Source organism: Haloarcula taiwanensis (genome assembly GCA_002844335.1).
Taxonomy (GTDB): Archaea; Halobacteriota; Halobacteria; order Halobacteriales; family Haloarculaceae; genus Haloarcula; species Haloarcula taiwanensis.
Window position 1 is genome coordinate 446,364 of record CP019155.1, and the last position, 23,181, is coordinate 469,544.

General features: G+C 60.1%; 26 protein-coding genes. 13 read left to right on the forward strand and 13 right to left on the reverse strand.

Features of this window, described 5'->3' with window-relative positions:
• Positions 1 to 180 precede the first annotated feature (180 nt).
• Together BVU17_17105 and BVU17_17110 are read left to right on the forward strand one after the other, a co-directional pair.
• Positions 181 to 1,536 (forward strand): sulfatase, encoded by a 1,356-nt coding sequence (locus tag BVU17_17105; GenBank protein AUG49290.1) that lies wholly within the window; start codon positions 181 to 183, stop codon positions 1,534 to 1,536.
• 119 nt (positions 1,537 to 1,655) lie between these two features.
• Positions 1,656 to 2,090, forward strand: coding sequence for a universal stress protein UspA (locus BVU17_17110; GenBank protein ID AUG49291.1), 435 nt, complete (start codon positions 1,656 to 1,658; stop codon positions 2,088 to 2,090).
• Between the two features lie 74 nt (positions 2,091 to 2,164).
• Here BVU17_17110 and BVU17_17115 read toward each other — a convergent pair whose 3' ends face one another.
• Entirely contained in the window at positions 2,165 to 4,078 is a 1,914-nt protein-coding gene (locus tag BVU17_17115) for a methyl-accepting chemotaxis protein (protein AUG49292.1), read from the reverse strand.
• Positions 4,079 to 4,267: 189 nt separating this feature from the next.
• Between BVU17_17115 and BVU17_17120 the strand changes: the two genes are divergently transcribed.
• On the forward strand, positions 4,268 to 4,465 hold the full coding sequence (locus tag BVU17_17120) for a heavy metal transporter (protein AUG49293.1): 198 nt from the start codon (positions 4,268 to 4,270) through the stop codon (positions 4,463 to 4,465).
• A 108-nt stretch (positions 4,466 to 4,573) separates the two neighbouring features.
• Here the strand turns inward: BVU17_17120 and BVU17_17125 are convergent, their stop codons facing one another.
• A complete protein-coding gene (locus BVU17_17125) occupies positions 4,574 to 4,837 on the reverse strand; it encodes a hypothetical protein (GenBank protein ID AUG49294.1) in 264 nt (87 codons plus the stop codon).
• A gap of 61 nt (positions 4,838 to 4,898) precedes the next feature.
• The gene (locus tag BVU17_17130; protein AUG49295.1) at positions 4,899 to 5,111 is read right to left on the reverse strand and encodes a hypothetical protein; all 213 of its coding nucleotides are present in this window, start codon (positions 5,109 to 5,111) and stop codon (positions 4,899 to 4,901) included.
• A gap of 230 nt (positions 5,112 to 5,341) precedes the next feature.
• On the opposite strand from BVU17_17130, the gene BVU17_17135 reads away from it, so the two are divergent.
• Complete coding sequence (locus BVU17_17135) at positions 5,342 to 6,532, forward strand: quinohemoprotein alcohol dehydrogenase (protein AUG49375.1); 1,191 nt, start codon at positions 5,342 to 5,344, stop codon at positions 6,530 to 6,532.
• Positions 6,533 to 6,781: 249 nt separating this feature from the next.
• Complete coding sequence (locus BVU17_17140) at positions 6,782 to 7,165, forward strand: hypothetical protein (protein AUG49376.1); 384 nt, start codon at positions 6,782 to 6,784, stop codon at positions 7,163 to 7,165.
• 28 nt (positions 7,166 to 7,193) lie between these two features.
• Here BVU17_17140 and BVU17_17145 read toward each other — a convergent pair whose 3' ends face one another.
• Positions 7,194 to 8,492, reverse strand: a complete 1,299-nt coding sequence (locus tag BVU17_17145; GenBank protein AUG49296.1) for a hypothetical protein — start codon at positions 8,490 to 8,492, stop codon at positions 7,194 to 7,196.
• Between the two features lie 209 nt (positions 8,493 to 8,701).
• Here BVU17_17145 and BVU17_17150 point away from each other — a divergent pair, with 209 nt between their 5' ends.
• Complete coding sequence (locus BVU17_17150; GenBank protein ID AUG49297.1) at positions 8,702 to 9,133, forward strand: DUF393 domain-containing protein; 432 nt, start codon at positions 8,702 to 8,704, stop codon at positions 9,131 to 9,133.
• Between the two features lie 35 nt (positions 9,134 to 9,168).
• Here the strand turns inward: BVU17_17150 and BVU17_17155 are convergent, their stop codons facing one another.
• On the reverse strand, positions 9,169 to 9,393 hold the full coding sequence (locus BVU17_17155; GenBank protein AUG49377.1) for a hypothetical protein: 225 nt from the start codon (positions 9,391 to 9,393) through the stop codon (positions 9,169 to 9,171).
• Positions 9,394 to 9,585: 192 nt separating this feature from the next.
• Here BVU17_17155 and BVU17_17160 point away from each other — a divergent pair, with 192 nt between their 5' ends.
• On the forward strand, positions 9,586 to 10,038 hold the full coding sequence (locus tag BVU17_17160; protein ID AUG49298.1) for a hypothetical protein: 453 nt from the start codon (positions 9,586 to 9,588) through the stop codon (positions 10,036 to 10,038).
• 479 nt (positions 10,039 to 10,517) lie between these two features.
• Here the strand turns inward: BVU17_17160 and BVU17_17165 are convergent, their stop codons facing one another.
• Genes BVU17_17165 through BVU17_17180 form a run of 4 tightly spaced genes read right to left on the reverse strand, consistent with a single transcriptional unit; the run spans position 10,518 to position 14,245 of the window.
• Entirely contained in the window at positions 10,518 to 10,997 is a 480-nt protein-coding gene (locus BVU17_17165; protein AUG49299.1) for a metal-dependent hydrolase, read from the reverse strand.
• A gap of 25 nt (positions 10,998 to 11,022) precedes the next feature.
• Positions 11,023 to 11,796, reverse strand: coding sequence for a CDP-alcohol phosphatidyltransferase (locus BVU17_17170; protein ID AUG49300.1), 774 nt, complete (start codon positions 11,794 to 11,796; stop codon positions 11,023 to 11,025).
• A gap of 45 nt (positions 11,797 to 11,841) precedes the next feature.
• Complete coding sequence (locus BVU17_17175; protein ID AUG49301.1) at positions 11,842 to 12,225, reverse strand: hypothetical protein; 384 nt, start codon at positions 12,223 to 12,225, stop codon at positions 11,842 to 11,844.
• 49 nt (positions 12,226 to 12,274) lie between these two features.
• Positions 12,275 to 14,245 (reverse strand): alcohol dehydrogenase, encoded by a 1,971-nt coding sequence (locus tag BVU17_17180; protein ID AUG49302.1) that lies wholly within the window; start codon positions 14,243 to 14,245, stop codon positions 12,275 to 12,277.
• Positions 14,246 to 14,334: 89 nt separating this feature from the next.
• Here BVU17_17180 and BVU17_17185 point away from each other — a divergent pair, with 89 nt between their 5' ends.
• From BVU17_17185 to BVU17_17205, 5 genes are all read left to right on the forward strand, one after another.
• A complete protein-coding gene (locus BVU17_17185) occupies positions 14,335 to 15,204 on the forward strand; it encodes a hypothetical protein (protein AUG49378.1) in 870 nt (289 codons plus the stop codon).
• A 131-nt stretch (positions 15,205 to 15,335) separates the two neighbouring features.
• Positions 15,336 to 16,316, forward strand: coding sequence for an oxidoreductase (locus tag BVU17_17190; protein ID AUG49303.1), 981 nt, complete (start codon positions 15,336 to 15,338; stop codon positions 16,314 to 16,316).
• Between the two features lie 39 nt (positions 16,317 to 16,355).
• Positions 16,356 to 16,733 carry a 6-pyruvoyl tetrahydropterin synthase gene (locus tag BVU17_17195; GenBank protein ID AUG49304.1) on the forward strand — a complete coding sequence of 126 codons (378 nt, stop codon included), beginning with the start codon at positions 16,356 to 16,358 and terminating at the stop codon, positions 16,731 to 16,733.
• Positions 16,730 to 17,797: a glycosyl transferase family 1 gene (locus BVU17_17200; protein AUG49305.1), complete on the forward strand. Its 1,068-nt coding sequence runs from the start codon at positions 16,730 to 16,732 to the stop codon at positions 17,795 to 17,797. Before BVU17_17195 ends, BVU17_17200 begins: the two co-directional genes overlap by 4 nt.
• Positions 17,794 to 18,732, forward strand: a complete 939-nt coding sequence (locus tag BVU17_17205) for a hypothetical protein (GenBank protein ID AUG49306.1) — start codon at positions 17,794 to 17,796, stop codon at positions 18,730 to 18,732. The genes BVU17_17200 and BVU17_17205 overlap by 4 nt, the downstream gene beginning before the upstream one ends.
• Here BVU17_17205 and BVU17_17210 read toward each other — a convergent pair.
• The gene (locus BVU17_17210; protein ID AUG49307.1) at positions 18,683 to 19,126 is read right to left on the reverse strand and encodes an acyl dehydratase; all 444 of its coding nucleotides are present in this window, start codon (positions 19,124 to 19,126) and stop codon (positions 18,683 to 18,685) included. The two genes, BVU17_17205 and BVU17_17210, sit on opposite strands and share 50 nt — an antisense overlap.
• A gap of 140 nt (positions 19,127 to 19,266) precedes the next feature.
• On the opposite strand from BVU17_17210, the gene BVU17_17215 reads away from it, so the two are divergent.
• Positions 19,267 to 19,617 carry a hypothetical protein gene (locus BVU17_17215; GenBank protein AUG49308.1) on the forward strand — a complete coding sequence of 117 codons (351 nt, stop codon included), beginning with the start codon at positions 19,267 to 19,269 and terminating at the stop codon, positions 19,615 to 19,617.
• A gap of 584 nt (positions 19,618 to 20,201) precedes the next feature.
• On the opposite strand, the gene BVU17_17220 is transcribed toward BVU17_17215, so the two are convergent.
• Genes BVU17_17220 through BVU17_17230 form a run of 3 tightly spaced genes read right to left on the reverse strand, consistent with a single transcriptional unit; the run spans position 20,202 to position 22,877 of the window.
• Entirely contained in the window at positions 20,202 to 21,011 is an 810-nt protein-coding gene (locus BVU17_17220; GenBank protein ID AUG49309.1) for a nitrate ABC transporter ATP-binding protein, read from the reverse strand.
• The gene (locus BVU17_17225; GenBank protein AUG49379.1) at positions 20,963 to 21,748 is read right to left on the reverse strand and encodes a nitrate ABC transporter permease; all 786 of its coding nucleotides are present in this window, start codon (positions 21,746 to 21,748) and stop codon (positions 20,963 to 20,965) included. Before BVU17_17225 ends, BVU17_17220 begins: the two co-directional genes overlap by 49 nt.
• Before the next feature lie 40 nt (positions 21,749 to 21,788).
• On the reverse strand, positions 21,789 to 22,877 hold the full coding sequence (locus BVU17_17230) for a nitrate ABC transporter substrate-binding protein (protein ID AUG49310.1): 1,089 nt from the start codon (positions 22,875 to 22,877) through the stop codon (positions 21,789 to 21,791).
• Between the last annotated feature and the right edge of the window lie 304 nt (positions 22,878 to 23,181).

The window sequence follows — 23,181 nt, forward strand, 5'->3', positions numbered from 1 at the left end:
CGGGAAGAACTGAACCACGTGCTCACTGGTACGCAACCAGTCCCGCCGGGTGGCGTGGACGCACCCGGTTCTGGACGGCGGGCCGATGCCACGGACGCGTCGATACGGCTCACCAGTACGACAGTAAGAATCCCGATTACAGAACATACTTTTGCCGTGGCTACCTTCTAAAGCCTGACAATGGGTCGGCCAAACGTGTTACTCGTCGTTCTCGACTGCGTACGCGCGGCGAACACCTCGCTGTTGGGTCATCGACGCAGGACCACACCCTTTCTCGAAGAGTTCGCTCGTGAGGCGACGGTGTACACCCAAGCACGGACGACCGCGAGCTGGTCGCTGCCGGCCCATACGAGCCTGTTCACCGGTGTTCCGTCCGAGGGCCACAAACTCCGGATAACCGAACGGCTGGAACCCGGCCAGACCATCTTCGATTTCCTCCACGACGAAGGCTACGAGACCGGTGTCTTCACCGAGAACCCGTATCTCACGGTTCATCCGTCCGGACTCAGCGACAGTTTCGAGACCGTCGTTACAGAGCGCCCTGATTCGACAGACGTTGACGACCCGTCCGAAACCCGCAACGGTGTCGACGGGTTCTGGTACGCTGACAGGCTGACGGAGTGGACTGAGGAACAACCGGAGCCCTGGGCTGCGTGTCTGAATCTGATGGATGCGCACATGCCGTACGCGACGCGCGACGGCTACGACGAGTGGGGCACGGAGTTTTACTGGGCAGTGCACGACGAACTCCCCATCAAGTGGGAGTGGAGCGTCTACGGGGAGCAACTCCCGGCGGGGGTCGGACAGCTGCTTGAACCGCTGTACGACGGAGCGATTCGACAGACCGACGCCATTCTGGAGCAGGTCGTCGGTGATCTAGAGGCGCGTGGCGTTCTGGACGATACGCTCGTCGTCATCACGTCGGACCACGGCGATGGGTTCGGAGAACCGCCACAGGCAGCAACTGAGCCACCGGCCGTTATGCACGGCATGGGCACACAGGAGGAACTGTTTCACGTCCCACTGGTCGTCAGCGGACCGGGGCAGACAGAGGGGCGTCGAATCGAGTCTCTGGCGACGCTGGCGCGGTTTCCCGACGCCGTGCTGGCTGCCTTCGACGGCGAAGCGGACGACTCCGGCTTGTTCGTCGCACCCAACGGGCAGACGACTGCATATCAGGCACCACCGACCGGGCAGACAGCGGAGTACGCAGAACAGTACACTGACGAACCGGACCGCTTCCGACAGTCTGCGTCGCTCGTGTATCAAGACGGCCCCGGCGACACCGTCTACAAGCGCGCAGCGTGGGGGGATGACGAGTACGAAGCAGTCGTGCGTGGTCGGCGGTCCGAGCCCAGCGACGGGACCCCTATCGACAGCCCGCCGGCCGACGTTGTCGCTGACTCCGCAGACCACAGTGAGACACTCGACATCACCGAACTCGCTGCCGGGGAAGACGAAATGGCCGAATACGACGTCGATGGCTTTGACGACATAGACGTCAAGTCACGGTTGGAGCGACTCGGCTATCTGTGACTGGGTGCAAACGGGACCGGGCCGAACAACAGCACCAGCGCTCGCGATACTGCGACTGTAGTTCGGACGTCTGGATAGAATCGAAAGGGATGTTTGTGACAACTTGATTTGTACGAACGATGTATAGCGATATTCTCGTTCCAACGGATGGAAGTGCGTCAATGAAACAGGTACTGGAACACACAGTAGATATTGCCGACGGACGGGATGTTACCGTCCACGCGCTGTATGTCATCGACGACCGGGCGTTCCTGTCGATGGCCGACGAGATGCAGGACGAAGTGCTGGAGAACATGCGAGCGGAGGGCGAGGCGGCCACATCGGCCGTCCGAGAGACGCTGGAACAGGACGGAATCGAAGTCTCGACAGCGATTCAGCGAGGCAAACCAGCGGACCGCATTGTGTCGTATGTTGCGGACGCCGACATTGACCTGATCACGATGGGAACGCAGGCAGACGAATACGAAAAGAATATGCTCGGGAGCACAGCACAGAAGGTCGTCACAAAGTCGTCCGTGCCAGTCCTGACCGTTGACGTCTCCGAGTCAGAGTAAGCGCACGTTTCGTCGGTGACCACAGACGGTGGTAGTTGGTGCAGACGGAAACTGGAAAGTTGGGTCAACTCTGGTTACTGTGCCTGAGCAGCGTCAGTTCTGACGCTGAACGACCCGACCAGCGTTTCGAGCTGTTGGGCCTGCTCAGACAGCGACTCCATCCGGTCGCTCACTTCGGTGATAGCGGCAGTTTGTTCTTCGACCGTCGCGGACACGGATTCCGTTTCATCCGCAGACTCGACACTGATCTCCGCCACCTCATCAATCATCGACACAACACCCTCACTGGTCGCCGCCTGGCTATCAGTCGTGTCACTGATTTCTTGGACACCGGTATCAGTTTCCGCCGCGTTCTCAGCAACCCGCTCGAACGCGGTAACGGACCGCTCGACGGCTTCGATCTCTTTTTCGACCAGCTCACTCGCCCGTTCGACCTGACCGACAACAGTGCCGGTCTGGTCCTGGATGTTTTCGATTCGGGTTCGAATATCGCCTGCAGATTCCTGTGTCTCGTCGGCCAGTGTCTTGACCTCATCAGCCACAACAGCGAAGCCGTCGCCTGCATCTCCCGTGCCGGAGTTCCCCGCGCGGGCCGCTTCGATGTTCGCGTTCAGCGCCAACATGTTCGTCTGTTCCGCAATGTCGGAGATGAAGTCCACTATCGTCGCAATCTCCGTCATCTGGTCGTCGAGTTCGGTCACTGTTTTCACCGTTTCATCGATCGAGGCCTTGACGTCTTGGGCATCAGTTAACGTGTCTTCGGCGAGCGACTGCCCATCAGTCGCGATTGTTGCGGTCTCGGTAGAGGTCTGTGCGACTTCATCAGCCGATGCGGCAATCTCTTCGACCGCCGCTGAAAAGTTCGAGACCTCGGCGCTCGCCTCTTCGACCATTCCCCGCTGTTCATCAGCGCCGGCAGCTATCTGTTGGATAGAACCGCTTACACCATCGCTCGCCGTTGCGACCTCCTGCAGTGCTGAATCAGACTCCGTGACCTGCCTATCGACGGCAGCTGCGAACGACTGAATCTCGCCGAGCGTCGCTTCGAGTTCGTCCGCCATGCCGTTGAACGCGATGCCGATTTCAGCCATCGACTCGTTCATACTGTCTGCATCGACGCGCGTTGTGAAGTCGCCGTCTGCTACTTCTTCCATCGCATCCTTGTACGTCTGGGCCTTCAGTTCGAGATGGCTGTTGAGCGCAGCGACCTCTTCACGCTCCTGTTCAGCTTCGTCTCTGAGGCGTTGCGCTTCCTCGCGCTGCTGTTCGATTTCGGCCCGCTCTTCTTCGAGGTTATCGATCTTGTTGGCCCGTTTGCGGGCGCGCTCAATCTCCGTCTGTGCCTTCTGTCGAGACTTCTCGATGGAACTCAGATGAATCGTCAGCGCGAGAGCCAGCATTGCGGCGAACCCACCGTGGACAGCGCCCCAGGCGATGGGGTTCAGTTGCGCTGCCGTGTGGTTGTAGACCGACGTAGGGTCGATGATGCCGAAGATGATGTGACTCGCGACGACGTACGCGATGCCAATGCCGAACGGAATCCAGTCTTCATAGACCGCGGCGATCCCGATTGCGATGAAGAAGTGGAAGTGCGCCTCAATGTACCCGCCGCTGAAGTGCACGAGCGTACCGGTACAGAACGCGAGGGCTGTGACCGCGAGCACGGTTCGCACTCGGCGGCTGAGTTGTGGAAGAGCGGCAGCGAAAGCAAATCCAGCGATAATTCCGATCTGAAGCAACACCCGTCCGGTCGGCACAGCGGGGATGGTTGCGCCGATGATCGGACTCTGCGTCGTCTCGACAAGTCCCAGCGCCAGCAGGAACGGAATGTGCGCAAGAACTGTGAGAACGAAATACTTGTGGCGGCGCTGCCACGTCTCGTCGGGAATTGAACTCCCATCCGGGATGGTCGAGAGAAAACCACCATCGCCGCCGGCGGTGCCCTGCTCCCCGATGTTCCCAATGCTTGTCAAGTTACCATTAGCCATGCCCTCAGAAAACGCTCAGAAATTATAGTACTATGTATGAGATTATCAAATTTGATGGTCTCACCCCGGATAGCGTACAGACACTCACTATTGTTGGTTAGTATATGTAGATCATGAGAGACTACTTGCTGATCATTTGCTAACCAATCCGTAACCGAAAAGTTCCGTGCATTCGTCGTTGTAATCGTTATGTCCACGACGTTGGCCGTTGAAGGAATGAGTTGCGGTCACTGTGAGCAGGCCGTCGAAGAGGCTATCGAAGCGCTCGCTGGAGTGGAAGGCGCTGACGCCGACAGCGACGCCGAACAGGTGTCTGTCGACGGCGATATCAGCACAGAGCAACTCATCGCCGCTGTGGAGGACGCGGGGTACGACGCAAAGGTCTGAGGCAGTGCCGTCGCAAACGCTCTGACAACTGTTACCAATACAGCTTGGTTGCTACTGCTGCGTCGCAAATCCCCATCACGCAGTCAGGCGGTGTGAAAAACGGCCGGCTCAGTCGAACAGTCCTTCTTCCCGAAACCCGGTCATCAGGTCATCGATGAGAGCCTCCGCCGTCTCGTAGGGATACTCTTGATACTCGGCGTACTCTGCGCCGAAGTCCATCACCCCGACGCGTACGTCACCGGCCTCGAATGTCGTGCTTGGGCCGTCCGGCAGGGCCGGCACCAGTTCCATCGGTTCTTCGACGGGATAGTCTGCGTTCGTGAAGACCGCCTCTAATTCAGCTCTGAGTTGCTCGGCAGTATCTGCTGTCATGCCAGAGACTTGGATGAGAGAGACAAAAGACTTGTTCTGTGCCAACAGGTGTGCAGTGTCGTTACTCAGTATAACCGAGATCGCGGAGGTTTTGCAGGACTTCTTCATCTTCAACCGCAGTCTCGATAGCTTCATCCATGATATCCTGCCGCTGTTGAACGACTTGCAGAAGTTGTCGCGCACTTCTGAGTTTGTATCGGATGTCGGGGTCGTCCACGTCATCCAGCGTGCCCTCCAGTAGTTCGTCTATCGTAGCGAGTGTCGTTTCCGCCATGGAAGCGCTATTGGGAACGATTTACTAAGCTTTGCTGGATTTCCCACCGCATAAGCTGTCGAATACATAGAAAATCGCTTTCGCTCAGACCACTGGCCTGAGGACGGGTGAACCGTTATAGTTATTCAGATCGAAATTACCAGTCTATAAAAATATCATATTAACATTTTTCATGCAGCTACCGGAACGAGCAGTTGATGCCCTCCACATCGCGGCGGACATTTCTCCGAGTGGTCGCCACCGGAACGGTCGCCGGCGTCGCTGGCTGTTCGTCGACGTGCCCCGACGACGGCGTGCCAGAGCCATCGCATACCGTGGAACCGGGTATCGACAACCCCGGCTTCGAGACGCTGCCCGACGGGTCGTGGCCCTTACCGCGGTTCGATGCAGCAAACACGGGCTATGCACCAGTCCAGCTTGAAACAACGACACCGGCAGTAAGATGGCACGCAAATGTTTCTGCAGCCACTACTGGCGGTGACGACACGAGTGCAAGCGCGGTCGTCGTCGCCGACGGAACTGTCGTGCTGGCGACTTCGACCGACATCGTCGCGCTGTCGCTCCGTGACGGATCGGAACAGTGGCGGCGTGCGCTCACACCGGCGACAGTTCCGTCAGCGGTCGACTTTGGAGACGGCGCAGCGCCGCCAGTGATTGCCAACGGCCGTGTCTTTCTTGCGACGGCGGACGGTGTCACGGCGCTCGACGTTTCGGACGGCGCTGTTGTGTGGCGAAACACTGACACAGCGGGGGCAGGCGTTCCGACAGTGACTGATGATGGACTGTTCGTTCCCACGACTGCTGGGGTGGCGAGATTTGCTATCGACGACGGGCACCGGCAGTGGACGGCAAACGTCGATGGAACGAGGCTGGCCGTGGCCGACGGCACCGTCGTTACCGCCGGTGAGCAGATAGTGGCGGTAGACGCAGCAACCGGTGCGGTCCAGTGGCGACACGAAGATCGACCTGCTGGATATCCTGTTGTGTCCGATGGGACGGTCTATGTGAGCGATACGTACGGTGACCTGCTCGGCCGTTCGCTCACGGATGGAACAGAGCAGTGGCGGCTCGACGACAGGCGGTCACTTGAGTTCCCGGTCGTGACGCCAGAGAGCGTGTATGCAATTGAGCGTCCCGGTGAGTCCTCCAGTGCGACGTTCGCCTTCGACCGCGTCGATGACGGCGCACCGACGCCCCGGTGGTGCTCGGAAATCAACCTTGGTGGCGCAGTGACTGCCGCGGCTGCTGATGCTGTGTTTACGTTCCAGCGCGAGAATGGTCTCACCGCGTTCACCACGCGCTTTGGTGAGGCAGTGTGGCAGTATCCTGTCGAGTACCGGGCTGTCTCACTGGCAGTACTCGACGGCGGAGTCGTGGGCGTCTCTCCGGATGGAACTGTCGTGGCTCTTGGGGGTGAGTGACCTGCTATGTCGCGTCGCGTACATCGAATCGCTGGTTCGCTCCTCGGTCTGAGTGCAGTCTGTCTGCTCATCACCGCAGTCCCGCTTGAACTCTGGCCGACTCCGCGGCCGGGAGACTCGTATGTGTTCAATCCACCGACGTTCAGCGCAATCTGGGTGCAGCGAACGCTCAGACCCGGACTCATCATAAGCGCGAACGCGCTGGTGTTCGTCGGTCTGGGCGCATTGTTCAGGCGTGACAGGAGCTCAATGTCACGCCTGCAAGGCGCGTTCGCACTCGCGGCGCTCTTCGGGACCGGGGCCTGTTTGCTCGGGACGCTGTTGTCCACCACAGCCGGCACAAACGACATCGGGAGTGAACTCACCGCCTTCCTCATTTGGGCGCTTGCGATCCCGCTCATAATCATAGGCCTCGGCGGCTGGGGCGCTGGCTACCTCCGGTCCGAAAGCGCTCAACTCGGTGCTGCACTCACTGGCCCACCAGTACTCGCCGCCGCGGCCCTCGGTCTATCGGTGGCAGGCGTTGGCTTCTCACCCGCTAGCAGACTGCTGTTGATCGTACTGACGAGTGCTATGGCGCTTGTCGTCGGCCATGACCTGTGGACCGACAACAGCGCTTCAGCGGATAGCTGACGACCTCTTCACAGGCCACTCGGACGACTTATCCGAATAGGCTGGCCCGGCCGGGGAGTATCTGCTCTGAACGCTCGGGTTGTCGGTCAAACACCGCTACAACTGGGGCGGCATCAGAGAGATGTGGCAGTATGTATTCGCCCTCAGCGTGTTCGATAGTAACCGTCTCTGTGCCGAACAGCGAATCGAGAGGCGTCTTCTCGACGCGGAGGCGCTGTTCCTCCCACGATTCGATGCGCCAGAGTGCCGTGCCAAACAGATGGTCGTATGCCATGAGCGTACCGTTGTCAGCGTCGATTCGGTATTCGATGGCCCCGTATCGCAATAGCTGATCGAGACATAACAGGAGAACCGGGATGCTAACGCTTGTGACAACAATCACGGCAACGATGTCCCACGCACCCCCAATTGCAAACAGGACCGCAACGAGGAGTCCTATGGCGCAGAGAAACACGCTTCCCGGGTGATGTGGGAACCGGAGGGGGCCGCCGATGACCCGTCCCCAGCGAACCGGGCGAAGGCGTTCAGATGCCTCAGCGAGCGTCTCGTCGATAGATCGTGCTTTCGATGGGGCCGTTTGCCAGCCGTAGTCCTGATCGTACGACTTGAAATAGACGGCGAGACGGTCGCTGTAGACACCCAAGAGGTCAGATGTGAATTTGAAACAGACGACCATGAGTACCATCGGCAGTCCGACGACAGTCGGGTCAAGACTGCCGAGTTCTGCTTCAGGCCCCTCTGTGGCCGCTGTTATGAGCGTCAGAGTGAGTATGCCCCCGAAAAAGACAGTTACCATTCGCGGTAACAGGCCACGAAAGGCCGTCGTCGAGTTGTGTTTCCGGTACGCGCCGTTGTAGAAGTAGTTCCGTACCGTTGTCACACCCGTCAGAACGAAAATACCGACCGTTGCCAGCAGCACACCAGAGACCGTCTCTGTGCTGGGCTCCGGCAGTGGACCGATTAGCAGGGCCCCAGTAAATACCCAGACTCCTGCCAGGACGAGAACGGTCACTGGAAGCGCGAGTACCGTCGTGAGATAGACCCGTAGATCGGTTCGCGGGATAGAGAGGGCGAACTGTCGTTCCGCCAGTGGCCCGATAAGTAGGGTGCCAGTCTCGATAGTCGGCGGGCGGCCAGCGAACACTGCCCGAACGAGTGCCCAGACCGAGTCGACGCCAAGCTCAAACCAGTACAGAAACAGCAGTGCAGCTGCACTCCAGTCAAGGAACGCAACACCAACAATCGGGAGCGAATTCGAGGCGATGGTGCCGAGTAGCTCTGTCCGACGGCTATCCTCTGTCCGGAGAACCCGTCTGGTGGAGGGCATTATGCCGTGCTGATAGCTACTGACGTTTGAACGAACTGATTACACAGCCACCCTCGCCAGCAACGATCGGGAGTCAGTGCACGACATCAACTTATGTCGGGGCAGGTCTTGGCACCAACGGCTGACACGTCGCTGTCCGAACTGACCGCTGACACTACGTACCCCCTCCCAATCCAACGATATATGGGGCAAGGACCCCTAGAATAGACATGGCCCGTTTTAGCTCTGTACTCATCTACGACGGCGAGTGTCCGTACTGTTCGGTGGCCGCGAAAGCCCTCGAACAGGTCGACGATATCGGCGCGATCTCGTGGTACGACGAGTCAGCCCAGTCGTTTCTGACGGCCCAGTTTGACGAGCCGCCGTTTGCGATGGTACTGGTCGACCGGCCGACCAGACGGGTGTACGCGGGGCGGGCAGCCGCCGAAGAGCTCGCCGGTCGCGCCGGACTTCCCGATCTCGTCGGCTCGCTCGTCAGAGAGAACTATGAGAGAATCGCGCACGTCGTTGGGCTGGCGAGTGGGCGTGGGAGAGAACCGGATGATGTCCACGAGCGGTACCGGCTGACAGACGGTGCCAGGGACTGGTTCGACACACTTGCGGAAGACGCCGTTGACCGGGACATCCGCGCCGACGCGTGAGATAGTCGCGACCAGACACCAGGGGCTACTGTGTCTTACTCACGTGGCGTTCTCGCAGCGGTCGTAAGCCGCCAGCGGCGAACTCCCCTGTGTGTGTTGAACCCCACCAGGCCTTTCAGAGCCAGTTGCTGGAGGTGTGTCGTGACGTACGGTTTCGGGGCCGAAAGGCGGGCAGAGATGTGTGCTGTCGGGACCGCAGTCGCGTCACAGTCTTTGAGGACCGCCAGAACGTCATCGTTTGTCAGTGGGTCAATGGCCATGTCACCCATTCGGACTGCCGGGTAACAAACTCTCGCAATCGGGTAGCAGATGGCAGCGGTCGGTGTTGGTTGTTATTTGTTATGCTGGTGGTCCGTGCTCCTGATTGCCCCGTGTTCGGCACTCAAAACCCAATTCCGAGTTCCTGAGAATCTTCTCCAGCATTAATTCAGCCTCAATAACACATTCTGGCCATGGCGTCAGAGTTCCAACCCCTACTGGGCGGAGAGGTGAAAGATTCGGTCATCGATGAGGTGCTAGCCGAGAGCGGAGTTGGTGTGCTGTCGATGGCTGCCGAGGGAGTGCCATACGGCGTACCGCTATCCTTCGGGTACGACGGTGAGGACACCCTTTACTTCGTGTTTCTGGGCGCAACCACCGAACTCCGAAAAGAGACGTATGCGGAGCAGACTGATGTGGCGAGCTTTACCACCTTCGACATCGGTCCAGCCGGTGCATGGCGGAGTGTAATCGTCGCTGGACCGCTCAACCGCATCGAAATCGACGAGTGGGACACCGCACGTGAGTCACTCGCTGCTAACGCGTATCAGTCAAATCTGCTCTCAGAGTACGAACTGCAGGAAAATCCCAATGTGTGGGCATTAGAAATCCGAGAACGGTCAGGCCGCGCTGTCGGACAGCAGTGACTGGGTCTCACTCGGCCCTGTATTGACTGGACAGGCAAGAGATAGCGTGGAAATGGAAAAGTTGTACGTATACAAATACGCAGATATGTGCCATAGTCGGTAAATTATATCGCCAGCTCTATAGGTACTAGAGTGTCTATGTCGTTTTTACCCCAAATATTAAAATAATCGATGGCAATACGTCATGACATGAAGAAGCGATTGCGGAAAGCACTGAACACGCTCTCAGTCCCACGGGAGAACCCGAGCGCGGGCTTCGATGCGTGTACAGAGTGTGGTCGGTCCTCGCTACCCGGCGCAAGCCGCTGTACGGACTGCGTAGAAAGCTAAGACGCGACGGGGTGCCGCCGACCGGGACCCGCCCAGTTGAATTGGTGTGTCATCGTGTACTGATTCAGTCGGACTGTGTCGATAGTCACCATAGAGCAGCGTTTCAGGGGCTGGGCCACCGTATTATAGTCGCCACAGCTCTGAAAGGTTCAATCGAGCCGATTTTGGGAGCCAGCACGGCCCTCTCTTATCGCGTGTCTGGCGAGCAGGCCAGCGGTTGTGAACCAGAGCGCGACTTCGAGGAAAAATGATGGACTCCAGAGGTAGTACACGAAGAACGACCCCGGTGGGAGCGCCAGTGGGTCCGTGGGAGTGACACCAGGCCAAAACAGAAAGACCGCATCGCCGGGGCGGCCGTTGAGAACGACGTGGACAGTATCGAGGAGGAGATGTAGCGCCCAGCCAACTGCCGCCGACAGTCCGGTCCGGCCTGAGAAAGCCAGCGGGAGCGCCACGACCACGAGCAGTACAGAGTGGCCGATAGAGTGATACAGCGGCGTGACACCGACCGATGCTAGCGGCTTGTCTACCACGTCCGGAAGTGCGGTCCCGACCACAAGCCACAGCGGCGACAACCGCGACAGCCGTCCCAGAAGCGCGGCCGCGAGCAGGTGTGTCGGGAAGAGCATACGAAGAGGTAGGGACAGAGACGTATCAACGCTGCCGGTCGAACCACTCACGGGGAAGTCGACCGCTAGCGACGAGGAAGTCACGGAGGAACACCATCAGCGACGGTGCAATGACGACCGGTGTGAGCCTGAAGACCAGTCCCGTCGGCGCAGTAGGGACGAGCGAGGCGGTAATAAACACCATTTGGACGCCGGCGAGATACTTCCCGAGATCGCTGTCAGGCCGCTCAAAGACGGGTCGGTTGCGGTATCGCCGCCAGCGAATCCCGCCGACGTAGACGTAGCGAGCAGCCGACAGTGAGAGATACAGAGCGGGGAGCTGACCCCAGAGAACTGCGACAAGCGGTGCAACCACGAACCCGAACGTGTCGAAGGCCATGTCTAACCGCGTGCCCAGCTGGGTCTGTTCGCCGACGGTTCGGGCGACGGTGCCATCGAGCCTATCGAGCACAACCCCAGCGCCGTAGCAGACCGCCGGGACCCAGACGAGTTCGGTCGTCATCGGCACCACGAGAAAGCCAGCGACGACAGCATAAAGCCCACCGCGAAGTAGCGTTACCGTGTTTGCAATCCCAAAGGTGTAGCGCCAGGGGTTACCGGTAGCCGGCGTGACACTGACCGTTCGGCCGACGTACCAGAGCTGTCCGGCCCAGCAACAGCCTGCGACGACCGCCGGGTGGAACAGCCAGTGGGTCATCGCGTCTGCGGGGAACAGCACGCCGACAATCCCGGCGATAACGAACCCGCCGATCACCGAAAGTTCGACAGGGATTGCGCCGTCACCGTGTTGCTCGGCCATCGAAACCTCCCCGGTACCGTCTGTCTGCCGTCACAGTAGCACAGCTCATCGCAACAGCGCAACGAGGACTGCCAGCAGGACAAGCTGTGCGACCTTGTCGACCGCACCCAGTGTCCCGACATCAGCCGGGAATGATTTCGGTCCGGCGGCGAAATTGACGTAGTACCACAGCAGGATCTGGACGGCCGTGAACGGGACACCGGCGGCGTAGACGAGGCGACGGCGAATCCCCAGGCCGACCAGCGCGACACCACCCAGAAACCCAAGCCCCGCGAGGATGAAACTGATACCCAGAGCGGAGGGGGCCAGCCTGATACCGAGCAGGAGGTGTACCGCCGCCGAGACCAGTGCCGCCACGATACCGAGCCAGTGTCGGCTGTCCAGCGAAGCTACGTCGAGTGAACGTCCCTGTGTTTCCGTCGCGGTCATGTTTTGGATTCGGGTTTCAGTCACATAATCATACTGCCAATTGCACCGCTCACCGCTCGAAATCCGGTTGCTGAAGTGCCTCGATGCGGGCAGACGTCTCTGTGTCGAGTCGCTGCCCAGCTGCGACGAGGTTTTCGACGATATGAGACGGTGTCGTACTGGACGGAATCGGAATGACCCCCTGTGTGACGTTCCACGCCAGCACCACACCGGCCGAGGAAAGGCCGTACTCCTCTGCGATATCCGTCAGGACAGGCTCGTCGAGCAATCCGGGAGCCGACAGCGGCGAGTGGGCCACGACTCTGATGCCGCGCTCGTGGCAGTACTCGACGATGTCTGTCCGTGGCTGGTACGGATGGCGTTCGATTTGGACGAGTGCCGGCCTGATAGTCCCAGTTTCGATAACGGTCTCCAGTTGCGTCTGTGAGACGTTACAGAGGCCGAGCGTGCGCGCCCAGCCCCGTTCGTGGAGTGCCTCCAGATTCTCCCAGGCGCGCTGGAGCGGAATCGAGTCCGTCTCGATGTCGCCCCCATCATCCTCGGGGAAGGTCAACGCTTCCTGACGCGCGACCGGTTTCTCGGCCAGGCGTTCCAGTGGTCCGCGGTGCGCCCACGCCTCGGGCCAGTGGAGCGCGTAGCAGTCGAAGGCGTCGACACCGAGCTCGTCGAGACTGCCCCGACAGGCCGTCACCATGTGCTCCCGGCGGTGGTTCGTGCGCCAGACTTTCCCGAGCAGGAACACCCGACGCCGGTCGGGTGCGCCCGGGGCGGCGAGAATGCGGCCGATACGGTGTTCATTGCCGTATAGTTCGGCGCTGTCGAGCAGTCGATAGCCAGCGTCGAGGGCCGTCGCGATGGAGTCCGCGCGCTCGACGTACGTTCCGTCACGGTAGCGGGAACAGCCAAAGCCGACGGGGGGTAGCCGAATCGCCCCCGCCCGTCCACTGCTTCGGGCGCTGTCTGGAGTGACGGTCGGCGCTGGCGGCGGGGCGGCCGACACCCCATGTCCGGACACGACTTCCGGCTCACCCGTCTCCGCAGCCGTTTCAATCGCATTACAGACCGCGACGATGTGGGCACCACGGCGACCAGTCTTCCGGGACGGAGACCCACGGTTGACACTGGCCGCAAGCGACTCCACAGGGTCGAGATAGCGGTACGGTTGCGTAGGGTGCTGGGCGGGAGCGTCGATGTATTCGCGACCAGATCGGCCGTAGCGAACGGCTTCGGGGCTGTCGGCCATTGCGCCGGTCCCACGGAGGTATACTGACCCGTCGTCGCCGTGAAGTTCGAGTCCGTAGAACTCCCGGCTCCGGTGTGGCGCGTAGAAGCTCGCGGTCAGCCGGACTGTCAATCCGCCGGCAAAGGAAAGCATCGCCTCGACATGGCTCGGGACCGATGGCCGCTTTGGCTCCCGGTCAGGCCAGCTATCGAGTGCAGTCGCGGACTGAACAGATTTGACGGGGCCGAACCACGAGACCAGCAGCGCGAGCGGGTAGACGCCGCCGTCGTACAGCGGCCCGATAGAGAGAAACGAATCGGGGCGGTCGTGCCATTCGGTCACGCGGCCGACGTGGGCGTGGGCATACCCCAGCTGAACGGGCCCCATGCGACCGTCGGCGAGCAATCGTCCAGCACGACGCTGCGACGGCGCGTCGGGCGTCCCCGGGGCACAGCCCAGTGCCAAGTCCTTATCACCGGCTAGCGACAGTAGCTCCGCGGCCACCGTCTCTTCCAGCGCCAGCGGCTTCTGCGAGTAAACGTGTCGCCCTGCTTCCAGCGCCGTTCGGGTCACCGGTGCGTGGGCGGCGTGGTTCGTCAGGTTCACCACCAGCGGCGCGTCAACGCCGCTGAGCGCGGTATCGAGGTCGGTAAACGCTGGACAGCCGTGCGCGCCGGCGAGTGACGCAGCCCGGTCTCCGTCGAGGTCGCAGACTCCCGCCAGCGAGAGTGGGCTATCTGCCAGCTCGGCCGCGTACTCCGCCGCGATACTGCCCGCACCGACGAACAGACACTGCACACTCCAATGGAGGCGTCCTCGCATATATATCATACCGCCGGTGGGACTTTAGTCGCCGCCACCGAATAGCGGACGTGACAGAACCGGGGATGAGCCGGCTAGGCACGGCGTACTTGCGAACGTTGCAGGCGCTGGGCCAGTGGATTCCGTACGGAACGACCATCTATGAACGCAACTGGGACGTGCTCATCGTCCTCGACGCCTGTCGCGCGGACCTGTTGCAGACGGTTGCCTCCGATACCGAGTTGTTCAACGCTGTTTCGACGGTCCGCTCTGTCGGGAGTTCGTCCTCGGAGTGGCTCGAAAACACGTTCCCCGGGCATCCAGAGACATCTCACACCGTCATGGTCACCGGCAATACGTGGACCGACAGGTACCTCGATGCCGACGCCTTCGCCGTACTGGACGAGGTCTGGAAGTACGCGTGGGACGAGGATCTGAACACCGTCCCGGCTGAAGCCGTAACCGACCGGGCAATCGCACTGGCCCGGCGGCTGAACCCCGAGCGGCTGGTCGTCCACTACATGCAACCACACCACCCGTTTGTCCCCGACCCGCTTGACAGCGACGGCGGTCTGGCCCGCACTGGCCACCACAGCAACACGGCAAATCCGTGGGTTGCGCTCCGCCGTGGCGATATTTCGCCGGGCCGCGTCTGGGACGCATACGAGGCGAACCTCCGATACGTCCTCCGCGAAGTAGAAGCACTGGCCGAAAACGTCGACGGTCACCTCGCCGTCACCGCCGATCACGGTAATCTCTTCGGGGAGTGGGGGCTGTACGGCCATCCGATGTACACGCCGGTCCCTGCCTTACTGGCGGTGCCGTGGGCCGAGACCGACGGCGTCGACGGCGGGGGGCGCGAGCCCGACCTGCGTCCACCCGAACCGCTTCCAGTGTCGCGCGTCTATGGTTCCGAGAGCGACAGCTGCCGGCTGAAGTCACTGGGGTATTTGTAGTCAATCGGAGATACTTTTTAGTCAGAGAAGGCCTGGATAGGAGACGTGTCTTCCCGGAGCCGTCGCCACGTCCAGAAGAGTTGGCATCGAAACATCGGCACCGGCCATCCACGTTTCCAAGAGACAGTGTAATGTCTGCCAGAACGCTGTACTTTACCGGCGCGGAATCAGTCAGGGTCGACGAGGAGGCAGTGCCTGACCCCGGACCATCACAGGTCCGCGTCCGAACAGAACTCTCAGGAATCAGTCCCGGAACGGAGCTGTTAGTGTACCGCGGTGAGGTCGATTCGGAACTTGCGACCGACGAGACAATCGACGCCTTAGATGGGACGTTTTCGTATCCACTGCAGTACGGCTACGCCGCAGTCGGCCGTGTCACCGCCATCGGTGCTGAAGTCGACGACAACTGGCTCGACCGTCGTGTGTTTGCGTTTAATCCACACGAGAGCCACTTTCTCGCAGAACCGTCGTCGCTCATTCCCACGACGTTACCCCCGGAACAGGCGGTGTTCATGCCGAACGTCGAGGCGGCCGTTAACTTCGTGATGGACGCTCGACCGCGCATCGGTGCTCGGGTGGTCGTCTTCGGCCAGGGGCCGGTCGGACTGTTGACCACTGGACTTCTGGCTGATTTTCCGTTGGCGTCACTTGTGACAGTCGACCCCTGTGCAAGCCGTCGTCGGCTCTCAGAAGCACTCGGGGCAGACCGTTCGGTCACCCCCGGAAATCTCGGTGATGTTGACGCCGACATCACGTTCGAACTCTCGGGAAACCCACCCGCCCTCGACAGGGCTATCGACGCCACTGGCTACGCGGGTCAGGTCATCGTCGGGTCGTGGTACGGCTCGAAGGGTGTGTCACTGGACCTCGGACACCACTTCCATCGGAGCCACATCCGCGTACGCAGCAGTCAGGTGAGCCGAATCGATCCGGACCACGCTGACCGCTGGGACAAGGACCGCCGACTGGACGTTGTCCGGTCGTGGCTGAGCGACACTGACCTCTCGGCGCTGTTGACACACGAAATCGACATCGAGCGTGCAGGCGAGGCATATCAACTGCTGGCGAACCGGCCAGACGACGCCGTGCAGGTGGTGTTGACGTACAACTGACACCCGTGATTTAGGTGTGTCCCGGCCGTCTGTTCGGGCATGTACGCGACGACGGTCCGGACCGAGTTCGTGGCACAGCACTACCTCACTGTCCCGGACCCGGGCCCAGAGGGAGACCCGCATTCACATCACTACCGGGTGGAACTGTGTTTCCGCGGCCCCGAGCTCAACGAGTTCGACTACATCGTCGACATCGACAATGCCGAGACAGCCTTGTCGTCACTCGCTGACCGGTATCAGGACACACTGCTCAACGACCTCCCAGAGTTCGAGGAGTATAATCCCAGCGTGGAACGGTTTGCCCGTGTCATCTTCGAACGCGTCATTGCGCGTGTCACCGACGAGACGGTCACTGAACTATCGGTCACCGTCTGGGAGGACGAAGACGCCGCTGCGAGTTACGACGCCGCCGTATGAGAGTCGGCCTGACCCTGTACGGGAGCCTCGACGAGCAGTCGGGCGGGTTTCGATACGATAGAAAACTCGTCAAGGGACTTCGAGCGGCCGGCGACACTGTCGAATGTATCCAGCTTCCCTGGCGGAACTACCACCGTGGGTTGCTCGACAACGGGTCGCGCAAGCTCCGACGACAACTGGACGTAGATGTCGACATTATGTTACAGGACGAACTCGCTCATCCATCGCTTGTTCACACGAACCGCACCCTCCCATATCCGGTTGTCAGCATCGTCCACCACCTGCGGGCAAGCGAGCCGAGCCGACTCGCCCCGCTGTATCGCGCGGTAGAGCGTCGCTACCTCGGGACGGTCCACGGTGTCGTCTGTAACAGCGCCACGACCCGACGTGTCGTTTCGGACCTCGGCGTCAACCCCGCCGACACCGTCGTCGCACCGCCGGCCGGCGACCGCTTCGCCCCGGACATCGACCGGGCCACGGTTGCGGAGCGGGCCACTACTGAGCCGCTGCGAGTGGTTTTCGTCGGAAACATCACGCCTCGAAAGGGGTTGGATACGCTCGTCGAGGGTGTGGCGGACGCTGCCGCCGACATCGACATCACGGTGGTCGGTCGGGCCGTCGACGACGGGCACGTCGATGCAGTCCGAGACCGCATCCGGGAACACGGTCTGGATGACCGTGTAGCGTTCACGGGCCGACTGGCGGACGACGAGCTAAAGCACACGCTCCGGTCGAGCCACGTCTTGGCAGTGCCATCCCGGTACGAGGGGTTCGGCATCGTCTATCTGGAGGGAATGAGCTTTGGCCTCCCGGCGCTGGCCACCCGGGCTGGCGGGGCGACCGACATCGTAACCGACGGCGAAACGGGGGCACTCGTCGACCCGGACGACTCTGCAGCCGTCGCTCGTGAGCTGGAGCGGTTCGCCACCGACCGCGACCGCCTGGCCGAGATGGGGTGGGCCGCGAGACAGAGCTACGAGGCACACCCGGACTGGGAAGAGACGGTCGGACGGGTACGCGGCCTGCTGTCTGCTATCGTTCAGCCTGCGGAGGGACCAGCATGACGAAATCGTTCCAGCGATATCTCCGGGCAAAACGGACAGTCGACGACCGCGCGCTGGACCGCCGGCTGGTCAAGCTGCTCCGCGAGCAGTTGGCTGACCGGGCGACCGACAGCGACGGGCCGCTACGCATCCTCGAAATCGGGGCTGGTATCGGCACGATGCTCGCCCGCTTCCTCGACTGGGACGTGCTTCCTGCCGGCGAAGTCCACTACACCGCAGTCGATCTCCAGTCGGAGAACGTGGCTCGCTTGCCAGACCACATCCGGAACTGGGCCGCTGACCGGCAGATGTCTGTGAGAGACGGGCCGCTCGTCTTGGACAGCGAAAACCGGCGAGTCGAGATTGAGGCGGTGCAAGCCGATGCTGTGGCGCACGCGACGGGTACTGACGGCGAATACGACCTCCTCGTTGGGGCAGCCCTGCTCGATATTCTCGACCGGCGGGAGCTGCCGACATTGCTCGATCCGCTCGCACCGGGTGGCCTGTATTACTTCCCGCTCACATTCGACGGGGCAACCCGCTTCCAGCCGAGCCATCCGGCCGACCGGACGGTCGAACGACTCTATCACGAGCACATGGACGGGAAGCAGGGCGGTGACAGCCGCGCCGGCAGCGACGTGCTCGGTCGCCTCCAGCGCCTCGACGGCACAACGCTTTCAGCTGTTGCCGGGTCGGACTGGGTTGTCCGACCTATCGACGGGAGTTATCCGGCCGACGAAGCCTACTTCCTCCGATACATTCTCGACACTATCGAGGATGCAGTCGGCGAGGTGGCCGGTCGCGACTTCGAGGGACTCGCCGACTGGCTGGCCGGCCGGCGTGAGCAGGTCGCTGCTGCTGAGTTGCTGTATCACACACACCAATTGGACTTCCTGGGCCGTGCCGTCACCCGTCGGTCTTCCGGCGAATCGTGGCCGTCGCCTCGTATGAAATAACCAGTTCGTCGTCCTGATTGCGCCCTTCGTGGCGAGTGGTGAGGTATCCTCGACTCGGATCACTGTCGGAGGGTCGCTTGTCGATGATTTCGGTTCGTAATCGGAGCGTATCACCGGGTTGGAGCGGTAGATGCCAGCGGAGATTGTCGACGCCGACGCCAGCCTGTGTTGCGATGTCCTCGCTGGTCTCAACGTTAAGACGCATACAGATTGCGGCAGTCTGCCACCCAGACGCGACTAGCCCACCGAATACTGAGTCCTTCGCTGCCTCCTCGTCAGTGTGGAACGGCTGTGGATCGTACTTCTCGCCGAAGTCCACAATCTCAGATTTCGACACTGTGTATCCGTCCGATTCTCGCACGTCACCGACCGAAATATCCTCGTAAAACTGCATATGACTATGGAGATGATGCACAAATAAAAATCCGACGTGGACGGCACTAGCAAAGTCCGAGTTTGTGCGTGTGAACAGATGGCGCGAGGTACATGTAGATAAGATATATATTGTAGTTGTAACATAGATACAATGTCGACATGCCCTCCAGCAGTCGTACACTCCTCTCGGCGACCAGTGAAGAGTGGCGCTTAGCACACGAAGACCTCCACATCAGAAATGCCTCTGACACCAAGCGTGATGTCCACATAGAGATATACGATGACGGAGAATGTTGTCATACAGCACACTATCAGCTTCTGTCGGGCCAGTCGGGTTGTTCGGTCAACTTACTACGGAATGGCTGCTACAAAGTGAAGGCTGTTCTCGACAGACAGCAGGAGTCCACCGCTGCTGTCACAGTCTCTGATGAGCCTGAACAAACCATCTTCATCCAGGTTCAAAACGACAGGATAACGATTGACGAGGGAGTAACTCCATCGCGTCCCTGAACGAACGTGCCGTCTCGTCCTGCTTGAGAGCCTCCCGCGCTGAAGCGGGGATTCCCACGCTGGGACAGTAGCGTTCAAACACGACCTGTTACTGCGGGCATTCTCTGCCCGTGGATCTGCCGAACAGGCGGAGAGAGGGTTTGCTGGGCAGTGAGCTACTCTACTTCGGTGCGGTATTCGGAGTTCCCGTCTGTCGCAAATTCTCAGTTGCGTCCGGTCGCTGTCAGCGACGATTGTCACTGCTAGAACTTTTTGCTCAATGTCGTGAGTGACAGTGCATCATCTCGACGAGATCTCCGTTGAGGAACTGCAAGCCACTCTCATGTGGACGGAAGAAGCCAACACAACGGCTCTTAGCAGTCCTCCAACGGTGTAGCGCAAACCGAACTAGTCGAGTGGTGTCGTCAGCGACAGACAAACTACATTAGATCGCATCGTTCTGCGCACTACTCATCGCTGGTCCGGGCAGACACATCGTCCCAGCGGGGAGAGGCGCCGAGATATGATACAGCGATACTGAGACGGTCAGTCAGCAGGGAGTTTACCAACCCCACCGTGACATCTGCAGAAGGCACAGTCAGTAACTACGTCTGCGATTCAATTCGCTCGAACAGTGTTTCCACGAGGTCAACGAACCACTGCGCACTGCGGTTACGGGGCCGAGATTCCGCCACTGAAACCGTTGCTCGAACGCGCCCCGGCGTGCCGGACATGATGACAATCCTGTCCGAGAGCGCAACGGCCTCCTCGATGTCATGGGTTACGAACAACACGGTTTTATCGGTGCCACGCCAGATGTCGAGCAGTTCGCGTTGGAGTTGTCGGCGTGTCTGCATATCCACGCTGCCAAAGGGCTCGTCCAACAAGAGGATAGCTGGGTCCACAGCGAGTGCGCGCGCAAGACCGACGCGCTGTTTCATACCACCTGAGAGTTCCTTCGGGTATGCATCAGCAAAGTCAGACAATCCAATAATAGCTAGCATTTCTCGGACTCGCTCCTGCCGCTCAGCAGCCGGCACTCCCCGCTCCACTAATCCGAAGGCGACGTTTTCTCGGACTGTCAGCCACGGAAACAGGTGGTACTCCTGAAACACCGTTCCCCGATTCGGGTCAGGGCCTTGAACCGGCTTCCCCGAAACTGTGATATCACCGTCTGTTGGTGGCTCCAGTCCACTTACAAGCCTGAGAAGTGTGGTCTTCCCGCAGCCTGACGGGCCAACCACGGTGACGAACTCGCCAGATGAGACACGCAGCGACACGTCACGGAGGGCTGTCGTAACTCTGCCTTCCCTTTCGTATTGCTTGGAGACCCCGCGGATGGCGATTTCGGTATCCGTGCTGTCTCTCATTGTTGCCAGTCGAGGAGGTGGGCACGAACTCGCCGGACGGCCCAGTCGCTGAGCAGGAACACCACACTAATCACCAGCATATACGCGATGCTACGCGCCATCGCGAGGTTGTTCGCGCTCGTAATAATTTCGTATCCGACACCGGGCGCACCGAACAATTCGGCTGCGATCACCATCATCCAGCACTGGCCAACGCTCGTACGGACTCCGGTCAGAATCCCCGGTAATGCATCCGGGATGACGACCCGCCACAGCAGCCGACGATTGCTATCGACACCCAGTGTCGTAGCGACCTCGACTAGCTCGTTCGAGGCGTTCTCGACCCCCTCGTACGCATTATAGAACGTAATCCAAAATGCACCGATGAACACAATAAAGGCCGCACCGGTGTGACCGAGTCCAAGCCAGATGATGGCGAACACGATCCACGCCAATGGTGGAATCGGCCGGAGCACCCGCACGATGGGTGTGAGGACGGCGTCAATGACCAGACTCCAGCCCATGCCGATGCCGAGTAAACCGCCAGCCACAACGCCACCGGCGACACCGGGAACGTAGTGGAGGAGACTCTCTCCGAGATGAACAAGTAATTCGCCGCTAACCAGCTCGGTCCACAGCGCGCCCGCCACCTCGCTGGGTGTCGGCAACAGGTACGACGGAACTTCACGACCCCCTGCCCACCAGACTGCCAGAAATCCAGCCGCTCCCACGAATCCATACCACAGACGTGTCAGATTCCATTCTCGGCCGAACGCAATCGTGGTTGTCGGCTGGGAGCGGATGCCGGATGAGTCCGCTACTGGGTCAAATTCTGTGGCCATCCTATTCGGCGATGTCGTCGTAGAGTGACTGCTCGAAGATCTCGTCGGTAGACACTCCGCTATTGATCTGGCCGAGGTCCTCCATCTGCGCAGCGAAAAGCTGCGTACTCTCTGTAATCTGTGCCGGGTCGCTGATGTAGTTCGAGGCCTTCGACGTGAGGGCTTTCCGGGCAATCTTCGTCGGGAGTTTGTCGCCTTTGGCCTTACTCACAGCCTTCGCAGCGACGGCCGGCTGTTCCTGGATGGTTTCAGTAGCACGCGAATGTTGGGTAATAACAGACTTCGCGATGTCCGGGTGATCGTTCCAGAGGCGGTCGTGCATGAACATGATGCCGCCAGGCTGGCCGGACATGAATGAGCCAGCCCACGTAATGCGCTCGAAGGGTGCGCCTCTCTGTTCAAGCGCAGTCGGGATGGGCTCCATAATGACAGTGCCATCGACGTTCCCAGAGAGCAGCGAGCGTTTGACGGGGCTACCACCTGCCATCGGTTCAATGTCAACAAGGTCCGGGGAGAGTCCAAGTTCCTCGCGGAGCCAATAGTGGAGAAGGATAAACGCGACACTGCCCCTGGGGAAGGTGCTGAACTTGAATTTCCGCCCGTTTTCCTCACGGAAGACCCGGAAAGCGTCGGCACCGTGTTCATCCCAGAGAGCAGCAAAGTCCTCGTGAGCGAATACGACAAACCCGTTCTTGTGATTGGCCGCTGTGACTTTCCCCGGGACATCCTTACTCTTCATCTTGATCGCAGGGGTGATGCCCATGAAGGCGAGGTCAATGTCCCCGTCAGAGTACGCTGAAACGATGGTGAGACCCTCATTAGCGAAGTTCGTCGCCTCGATATCGGGAGCTAGCGCTTCAAAGTACCCCTGATGCTTCATTACGTGGTACTGGAGGAACGGGAACGGTGGCTTGAATGCCACGCTGAGGGTGTCCATGGAGTTGCCACTGAGCAGAGACGTACACCCAGAGAGGGCGGTAAGTGTACTTGCGCCGACTGCTGCACCGGTTTCCGTGAGGAAACGTCGTCTACTCTGGATACGTGTCCCGTCGGACCGATTCGAGTTATTAGGGCAGCCTAAATTAGGCATGCCTAAAATGAATGGACAGTAGTTAATATAATCTTTCCTTCCAACCGAGAATAACAGACAACCACACCAAGTGTAGACGTATTTCTGTGAGTGTGCAGCGGTGATACCCCTCTAGATACACCCAGAACCCTATGGCACGGCTGAGTGCAAATCAGCCACCAGCGATGGCGATATACTCGCGTATTCGCGGGACCCTCCACTAACGGGCTCCGTCGCAGGACCACAGTCCAGTTGCCGAAGTACGCTGCAGAAAGACGCGGTCGATCGGCTGCCCACCGATCTTAACAGGTCCGTGGCGAAATCT

Bases quoted from the DNA above. Each gene is read 5' to 3' on its own strand.
- BVU17_17195 (AUG49304.1), top strand. From the start codon at position 16,356: ATGTACGCGACGACGGTCCGGACCGAGTTCGTGGCACAGCACTACCTC.
- BVU17_17165 (AUG49299.1), bottom strand. From the start codon at position 10,997: ATGCTCTTCCCGACACACCTGCTCGCGGCCGCGCTTCTGGGACGGCTG.
- BVU17_17215 (AUG49308.1), top strand. From the start codon at position 19,267: ATGCCCTCCAGCAGTCGTACACTCCTCTCGGCGACCAGTGAAGAGTGG.
- BVU17_17170 (AUG49300.1), bottom strand. From the start codon at position 11,796: ATGGCCGAGCAACACGGTGACGGCGCAATCCCTGTCGAACTTTCGGTG.
- BVU17_17185 (AUG49378.1), top strand. From the start codon at position 14,335: ATGAGCCGGCTAGGCACGGCGTACTTGCGAACGTTGCAGGCGCTGGGC.
- BVU17_17155 (AUG49377.1), bottom strand. From the start codon at position 9,393: ATGGCCATTGACCCACTGACAAACGATGACGTTCTGGCGGTCCTCAAA.
- BVU17_17230 (AUG49310.1), bottom strand. From the start codon at position 22,877: ATGCCTAATTTAGGCTGCCCTAATAACTCGAATCGGTCCGACGGGACA.
- BVU17_17190 (AUG49303.1), top strand. From the start codon at position 15,336: ATGTCTGCCAGAACGCTGTACTTTACCGGCGCGGAATCAGTCAGGGTC.
- BVU17_17150 (AUG49297.1), top strand. From the start codon at position 8,702: ATGGCCCGTTTTAGCTCTGTACTCATCTACGACGGCGAGTGTCCGTAC.
- BVU17_17210 (AUG49307.1), bottom strand. From the start codon at position 19,126: ATGCAGTTTTACGAGGATATTTCGGTCGGTGACGTGCGAGAATCGGAC.
- BVU17_17205 (AUG49306.1), top strand. From the start codon at position 17,794: ATGACGAAATCGTTCCAGCGATATCTCCGGGCAAAACGGACAGTCGAC.
- BVU17_17130 (AUG49295.1), bottom strand. From the start codon at position 5,111: ATGGCGGAAACGACACTCGCTACGATAGACGAACTACTGGAGGGCACG.
- BVU17_17110 (AUG49291.1), top strand. From the start codon at position 1,656: ATGTATAGCGATATTCTCGTTCCAACGGATGGAAGTGCGTCAATGAAA.
- BVU17_17140 (AUG49376.1), top strand. From the start codon at position 6,782: ATGTCACGCCTGCAAGGCGCGTTCGCACTCGCGGCGCTCTTCGGGACC.
- BVU17_17200 (AUG49305.1), top strand. From the start codon at position 16,730: ATGAGAGTCGGCCTGACCCTGTACGGGAGCCTCGACGAGCAGTCGGGC.
- BVU17_17125 (AUG49294.1), bottom strand. From the start codon at position 4,837: ATGACAGCAGATACTGCCGAGCAACTCAGAGCTGAATTAGAGGCGGTC.
- BVU17_17175 (AUG49301.1), bottom strand. From the start codon at position 12,225: ATGACCGCGACGGAAACACAGGGACGTTCACTCGACGTAGCTTCGCTG.
- BVU17_17105 (AUG49290.1), top strand. From the start codon at position 181: ATGGGTCGGCCAAACGTGTTACTCGTCGTTCTCGACTGCGTACGCGCG.
- BVU17_17160 (AUG49298.1), top strand. From the start codon at position 9,586: ATGGCGTCAGAGTTCCAACCCCTACTGGGCGGAGAGGTGAAAGATTCG.
- BVU17_17120 (AUG49293.1), top strand. From the start codon at position 4,268: ATGTCCACGACGTTGGCCGTTGAAGGAATGAGTTGCGGTCACTGTGAG.
- BVU17_17115 (AUG49292.1), bottom strand. From the start codon at position 4,078: ATGGCTAATGGTAACTTGACAAGCATTGGGAACATCGGGGAGCAGGGC.
- BVU17_17145 (AUG49296.1), bottom strand. From the start codon at position 8,492: ATGCCCTCCACCAGACGGGTTCTCCGGACAGAGGATAGCCGTCGGACA.